General features: G+C 60.3%; 4 protein-coding genes and 1 pseudogene. 3 read left to right on the top strand and 2 right to left on the bottom strand.

Going from position 1 to position 6,104, the window contains the following annotated elements:
* Window positions 1–101: 101 nt before the first annotated feature.
* Window positions 102–1,100 carry a hypothetical protein gene (locus tag DCI01S_RS17255; RefSeq protein ID WP_156482589.1) on the top strand — a complete coding sequence of 333 codons (999 nt, stop codon included), beginning with the start codon at window positions 102–104 and terminating at the stop codon, window positions 1,098–1,100.
* Between the two features lie 537 nt (window positions 1,101–1,637).
* Here DCI01S_RS17255 and DCI01S_RS17250 read toward each other — a convergent pair.
* Window positions 1,638–2,834 (bottom strand): hypothetical protein, encoded by a 1,197-nt coding sequence (locus tag DCI01S_RS17250; RefSeq protein ID WP_156482588.1) that lies wholly within the window; start codon window positions 2,832–2,834, stop codon window positions 1,638–1,640.
* Window positions 2,835–3,330: 496 nt separating this feature from the next.
* Between DCI01S_RS17250 and DCI01S_RS11795 the strand changes: the two genes are divergently transcribed.
* Both DCI01S_RS11795 and DCI01S_RS11785 read left to right on the top strand, forming a co-directional pair.
* On the top strand, window positions 3,331–3,816 hold the full coding sequence (locus DCI01S_RS11795; protein ID WP_082767779.1) for a class I SAM-dependent methyltransferase: 486 nt from the start codon (window positions 3,331–3,333) through the stop codon (window positions 3,814–3,816).
* Window positions 3,817–3,867: 51 nt separating this feature from the next.
* A pseudogene (locus DCI01S_RS11785) lies at window positions 3,868–5,150 on the top strand (IS3 family transposase).
* A 330-nt stretch (window positions 5,151–5,480) separates the two neighbouring features.
* Here the strand turns inward: DCI01S_RS11785 and DCI01S_RS11780 are convergent.
* A complete protein-coding gene (locus DCI01S_RS11780; RefSeq protein ID WP_061229400.1) occupies window positions 5,481–5,969 on the bottom strand; it encodes a GNAT family N-acetyltransferase in 489 nt (162 codons plus the stop codon).
* Between the last annotated feature and the right edge of the window lie 135 nt (window positions 5,970–6,104).

The raw sequence follows: 6,104 nt of genomic DNA, 5'->3' as shown, positions 1-6,104 counted from the left end.
CTAGTAGCGCTCCTGCCGACGGGCCGAGTACTGTCCCGGACAAGGTAGCCCCGCGCCCGACGGATTCGTCCATCGGCTCCTCTAGTGCGTGGGGTACGTACATGAACTACGGCATCACTGGTCGCGCCGCCGACGCGAACTTCATCGTCGAATCGATTCTCTCGGGAGCCGCACCATGGCTCCAGCTCTCATCAGAAATAACCCTGGAGTACGCCTTTTTCGGAGGTAACAGCCCGTTCGCGAACTGGGTGGGCAACGATCCATCGAGATGGGAACTGTTTCCCACTTCGGAGTCGCTATTCCTCACCAACGACCTCGGCAATAGGATCCGTACCTGGGTGAGAGAGTTCGCACGGTGTGCGCATGCCTATTGCTGCGATCTGCCGGCAGTCGGTGATTCAACGTTCGTCGACACCGCTCTCGAAGGACTCAGCCTGGCCGATCTCATCAGAAACGAGCTTCCCTACTATTACGTGGAAGCGACCTTCTTCGACTCGGTCCCCCAGACTGTCATCGATCGGGTCGACGCCGAAGTTCCCGACCGGTCGGGGTATCGCAAGCTCGATGGTAGGACAGACGTGATCGACCGGAGGGCCATGCCGTTTCAACCATTCGGCAGTAGCCAGATGCCGCCCGAACTGTCGACATTGTCGGCTGCAATCAAAGCCAACGTGGAGCGCTACGGTGGCCATGTGGTGGACTCAGCCGGAGATATCTGGGACAAGCTGGACGCTTGGCAACTCCAGTACACCGAGAACTTCGTCGGCCTCCCAATCGAGCGGGGCGAACCACCTAGATGGCAACCCGGCTTCGACCGTCTCGGCTGGATGGCCGAAGGACTAGCCCTGCAACGCGAGGCCGACACCGTTGTAGAAGGCACACACCTGGCCTGCGGAGCCACCGCCTACCTCGCAATCTCCAAAGGCGAATGGGACGCGATGTTCGTGGCGTACCTCGACAACCACGCCGGAGAACCGAGCGAGACGGCATCGTCAGCGTTAAATGCGCGCATTGAGAAGACGTCATCGAGTCATACCAATCTACGGACCGGTGTGCTGCAGCCGCTTCGAGAAGGAGAGCCAGATGAGCCGGAGGCTTAGGCCATGAGCATGCGTTCGTGGTGGATTGCCCCTGCTGGGCAAGTGCTGAGGCGACCGTTGGAAGTGGGACGCTCATCCCCTCTATTGCTACCTGGCCAGTGGAGGATTCTTAGTGCCCGGAGGGCTAGGAGGAACCCCTGTGTTCGCGTACCGGGTATCACCGTCGAAGGGGCCAGTGCCCTTAGTCATTGACTGTGTCTTCTTACGCGGATGTCCGACATGGTAATGAGGCTGATCACTGTGGTGGGGGTAGGCATACCCGCACTCATGAACTGGCGTACGATCTCCTTTAGGGGGTCTTCCAAACAATCCAAACATGACGGGTCTCCTCGCGGTGATGCGAGCCTAATCGTAGAGAAGGCTTCCTCATGACATCTTTCCAGAACCAGTCACTTGGCGCACTGCGCCAAGGAGACGTTTGCCGCCACACCTCATTCTTGGGGCCTTTCTGCGACTCCGCTAACCAGTGCTTATGACAAGCTATAAAAGGGGAGTACCGAGCTGCGCCGATTCCTTGCCCACGACGCTGCCCACCGACTATTTACGTCTCGACAGAGATAGGCTTGTGTCAACGAGGTAGAAAAGGTTATTGTTCCGAATTGCATTAAGGGACTTGGCCGCCTCCCGCCAACCGTTAACGGCCCCCGCAACCCCTCCCGCAACTGATGCCCCGATAAAACTATCGACCGTAAGCAAGGGCTCGATGCCTGCGCTTTCGACAAGGCTAGCTATCCTTTCCACGTCGTCTGATGTCAAAACACCTCGGGCGGCAGCCTGGGAACCCACTAGGAATATAAGACCAGGTGGCAGAACCCCCTTAACTAAGCCACTTGCCGCTGCGGAGACACGCGGCAACCTAGTGTCCTGAAAAGCCGAGGTCAGCTCGCCCAGTTGGGGTTCTACGACATCGTGCCAAAGGTAATCGATTTCTTCCTCGAAGGCCCCTGGGTCCAATACATCTGCACTAATTCGCTGTTCAAGCTCTTTAACTGCGTTTTTATAGGCGCCAAGCGGGGTTCGAATCTGCCGTTTCGCTTCCAACACATCTGAGATTGTCGCCCCAGCAAAAGACGGTAGATATGTGATCATCGCTGTCCCCGTCGCGGTTCTCCGGAGACCGTATCTGCTAGCCGTAGGAACTGATATCACATGCTCCTTCTGGGCCGCGGAGACCAGCCCGCCCATCATCGAATCAAACATGATTGATCCGCGGGATTCGGACACCTGCTCGTTAATGATCTTGATGACGGCGTCCTGACTCAGTTCCCCGCCACTGAACAGGTCGTCTACCCAAGAAGTCATCACCGTGAGCTGCCCAGCCGATTCAGCCTCCTCCAGCTGCTCCCCCCCATGCGCGTTCCAGAGATCGAAGCTCTGATTGCGCAGCGTTTCAGCGATTGGCTTGAGTGTTTTCTTTAGGAGATTGTATTTGGACCCGGGAACGCGCCTATCGCGTCGACTGGTCCGTTCCCTCAGTTCAATCAGCGCCCCTAACTGCTCCGAAATAGCCGATAATTCACTCGTGCTGTATGCGGGGTGCTCGCTAGTCAGCATGACATCAACAAGCAGTTTTGCAGAATATTCCTCCGGCAGATTCGACATACTTCGCAATTGGCGCAGAAGTGCGGCAGTCATCGAGTAAAGAGTTACATGATCCGAATAGAGGAGGGCAGAACTCGTCAAAGTCAGGTCCTCCACCGCCTCGCCGTCCCCCAGATGGTCTCCGTTCTGCACCCCAGAGAGGATAGTTATTTCATGCCTAGGAGATGCCCCTTGCCCTTTACGATGACGAACTAGATTCATAGTGCACTCCCTTCGTTATCGATGAACGTTTGCGCAATCGAATGCCGCGAAAGCGTCTTAGTCTGCCTCTGAATGACTACGGAGCGATTTCCGCTCCCTTCTGCCTGTTAGACGGATTACTTGTCAGTCAGCGAAACCTGTCCACTGGCCGTGAGGCAAGCGTAAGCGTAGGTTTTGCAGTCCGCGGGAGGGAGAACTCACCACGAGACTCCACACTGAATGACGGAGTCGCCGAGCAGATGGTTCCATGTTCCCATGTCGCGTATGACGATCGCCTAACGCGATGCCTGTTGCCCTCTCCCCGTGTCGGGGACACGCCCCAGTTCGCACCCTAAACCCGACCCGTGCCGGTGTAGCACGCTCGTGCAGCACAGACGACGGGCGTTGACGAGGACCATGTGCGACACCCGCGGCCTAACGTGAACGGATGGCCCGCATGAACAGCCGACCACGCACTCCAGACCACCCCAACCCCGTGCATGCGGCCTACTCAGCCCGCGCGCACGAATACATCAACCTCCTCGGCCACATCAGCTCAACCGCACCCGAGGACCGAGACCTGGTTGACCGCTGGGCCCGCAAGTGTTCAGGACGAGTAGTCGACATCGGGTGCGGCCCCGGCCACTGGACCGCCTACCTCACCGAATCCGGGATCAACGCCATAGGAATCGACCCAATTGAAGAGTTCATAGACCACGCGAAGCGCACCTACCCGACCGTGCAGTTCCGCCAAGGGTCCATCGACGACCTGACCAACCTGGCAGGCCCTCTGGACGGGATCTTCTCGTGGTACTCCCTTATCCACCTAGACCCCAAAGAGGTACCCACCGCCCTGACAACGATGTACCAATCAATGGCGCCGGGAGGGCAACTTCTCCTCGCATTCTTCGACGGGGACGAGGTCGAAGAGTGAACCGCCCCAGGTTTCCCGCCGCCTCCTTTTCGAGTCGAGGAGGATGGTTGTATGCCGAAGAAGATCGATCCCGCGGTCAAGGAGCGGGCACTGCGGATGGTGGCCGAGCACCGCGGGGAGTACGCGTCGCTGACGGCCTGCTGTGACCAGGTGGGCCGCCGACTGGGGTTGGGCAAGGAGACCGTGCGGAGGTGGGCTGTGCAGGCCGACATCGACGCCGGAGCGCGCCCCGGTGTCAGCACCGAGGAGGCCGCCGAGATCAAGCGCCTCAAGGCCGAGAACCGGCGGCTGACCGAGGACCTGGAAATCATGCGCCGGGCCTCGATTTTCTTCGCGGGGGAGCTCGACCCCCGCAACCGATGATCTGTGAATTCATCGAGCAGATGAGGTCCGAGGGGCACGCGGTCGAGTCGGTCTGCCGAGGCCTGCGCAAAGCAGGCCTGAAGATCGCCGCACGCACCTATCGCGAGTGGACCTCCCCCCGGCGGGCGGTAGCGGCCAGGGTCGTCAGCGACGCCGAAGTGGAGGACGTCGTCCGCCAGCTGGTGTGGAAGCCCGATGCGCAGGGACGCCGGAAGATGCAGCCAGCGGGCCTGTACGGGCGCCGCAAGATGCTCGCCGAGGTCCGCCGCGCTGGCCTGCCCACAGCCAGCCCAGGAGCCGTTGACCGGGCGATGCGCACGCTCGGTCTATCCGGGGTGGTCAGGGCCAAGAAGGTGTACACGACCTCCCCGGATTCCGGCGCTGTGCGGGCACCGGACCTGCTGGACCGGGACTTCACCTCAGATCGCCCGGACCGGGTATGGGTCGCCGACTTCACTTACGTACGAACGTGGGCCGGCTTCACCTACGTGGCGTTCATCGTCGACGTGTTCGCCCAACGCATCGTCGCCTGGAACGCGGCGACCACCATGGCCACGGACCTGGTGATGACACCGCTGCGGATGGCGCTGTGGCAACGCGACCGCGAGGGGCACCCGATCGCGCCGAAGTCGCTGATCAGCCACTCGGATGCGGGCAGTCAGTATACATCTGTAGCGTTCACCGAACGACTCGCGCTTGAGGGGATCGAACCGTCGATCGGCAGCGTCGGATAAGCGTACGACAACGCCCTCATGGAGACGATCAACGGCCTGTACAAGGCCGAGTGCATCCGGTCGTCGGTGTTCCACGAGGGACCGTACAAGACGCTCGCCGAGGTCGAGTTCGCCACCGCGGCATGGGTCGAGTGGTACAACAATGATCGGCTCCACTCGAGCCTGGGCTACGTCCCGCCCGTCGAGTTCGAGCAGAGCTACTACGCCGCTCTCAACCGAGAGCTGCAACCCACATAGGGAGCGGTGGGAAACCTGGGGCGGTTCAGTCGAAGAGTTCCCCCACGCCGTGGCACCCGCCTTCACCTGGCCCCTGACAACCATGCTCGAGACCGTTCAACGAGCAGGGTTCACGATCATCCACCAGGAGCACCGACACGATCCTGGACATCGTCCCCACGCAGCACTACTCGCCTACCGCAGGTAGGCGCTCAACGGCCCGGGCAAACTTGATCGCCACACCATCGGCCCCAGCCCTCGTCTACTCACACGTCGGAGGCGCGTGCGTCGCCGGTGGACAACCCATCCCACACTTTCGACCGACACCGCGCTAAAGGAGCCCCGTGTCTCCTACCGATCAAGCTGCTTGAAGTATCGCGCAACGGGCCACGGTTCGAAGCCGAGCGACTCGTACACTCTTCGCGCAGGCGCATGCCCGCTATCGCCACCCGTCTCGACCATCACCATCGCCATGCCCGCCTCGCGAACTCGGGCGAACGCGTGCTCCAGGAGATGACGCCCAACCCCCCGCTGCTGATAGTCGGGATCAACAGCGATGACAAAAACCTCGCCCATGTTGTCGTCAGGGTGCAAGCGAGTGCACACCCATCCGATTGGCCGCCCCTCATCAACCGCGACATCGACATTCTCAGGTTCATTGTCAAGCACTTCCGACAAGTCCTTGAGCTGCCTCTCGCGCCATCCGTTCGGGTAGAACGCGCCGTACACGAAGCCCGGCACTTCGTTCCTCACCACCGGAAAGACTGGCTCCCAGGCCCGGAGCGAGAGGTTCAACAACGCAGACCGGTACTCCGGGGCGTAACTGATGATCCGATGCATTCAGTCCTCCGAAGGTCGCTCTGTCGCCGACAGACAACACACTCTCATTTCCTTGGCCGTGAGAGATCACCGTCAGTGTGGATCCCGTCCCACTCAGGCGCAGGTCACCGACTCTCAGATCCTCTGTCAGAACGC

This window comes from Dietzia cinnamea NBRC 102147 (assembly GCF_001571065.1).
Lineage (GTDB): Bacteria > Actinomycetota > Actinomycetes > Mycobacteriales > Mycobacteriaceae > Dietzia > Dietzia cinnamea.
This window is presented reverse-complemented; position numbering and strand designations above follow the sequence as displayed.